1 protein-coding gene is annotated in these 869 nt (G+C 58.2%); it reads right to left on the bottom strand.

Translation table 11 applies throughout. From position 1 onward, the window contains the following. On the bottom strand, positions 1-251 hold a 251-nt coding region (locus H1B37_RS32960; RefSeq protein WP_182871513.1), incomplete at its 3' end, for a hypothetical protein. Positions 252-869 lie beyond the last annotated feature (618 nt).

Genomic DNA, 869 nt, shown 5'->3' with positions numbered 1-869 from the left:
TTGTAGAGTCCGGCGGCGACAAGTGCGTCACGGACTTCGCGACCGCGTTTGATCCGGCGCTGTGGGATCTGTTTTCCGAGTGTTCGATCGGCGAATCCGATTTGTTCTTTGGACGCTTGTTCGTTGGTGAGATGAAGTTCGTCTTGCGTGTAAGCCATCGCGCGTTCGTTGGCGCTGAAGCATGTTGCGTAGAAGGTTGCGATCGCTGCGATTGGATTGGCAAGGATGGCGTTCAAGAAGTCGTCGTTCATTGTGTCGGCTCCGTTGGGTGCGCGCAGACCGGTGGCCCGGCCCTTGCTGGGTGTTTTGAATCTGGTAAACAGCGTGGGGAGAGGTGTTGGCGGCTTGCCGATGGGGTCCGCGAAAGCTGCGCACCTGTCGGCTGTCGTTGGCGGTCGAGAGCCTTGACGGTGCGATGGCGAAACGTGGATCAAGGGTTCACGGATCGTCCGGCCCTCCATGACGCGACAGCTTCCGCTCACTGTCAAGCGTGCCGATCAGCCAACCGCTGCGAAAGTAGAAAACCGCTTCGGTATCAATCGTTAAAGTCAACGCACTTGGTGTTAACGATCGCACCTTGGTTTTTTGACTCTCGCCTTCTCTCGGACTGCCACCGGAGGGTCACGGGTGACGGCGACAGTCCGGCTCGGCGAAAGCCAAAAAACGTATTGGGAGAGTATGGCGTCGGCTTGGTTGGCGAGTTCGCGGTGAAGCCGGGCGTATCGGCCCGTGACTGCCGGGGAGCCTGTCGGTGATTTGCAAAGGGCTTTGGCCGAACAGACAAGCTGTCGGTTAATGGTTTACTGAGTGGCTCGTTCCCGGCTTACGTCGCTGTCGCTCGTCGCGGTCACTTTCGCCCTTCACTATAA

The organism is Stieleria mannarensis (genome assembly GCF_014154935.1).
GTDB classification, from domain to species: domain Bacteria; phylum Planctomycetota; class Planctomycetia; order Pirellulales; family Pirellulaceae; genus Stieleria; species Stieleria mannarensis.
This window is presented reverse-complemented; position numbering and strand designations above follow the sequence as displayed.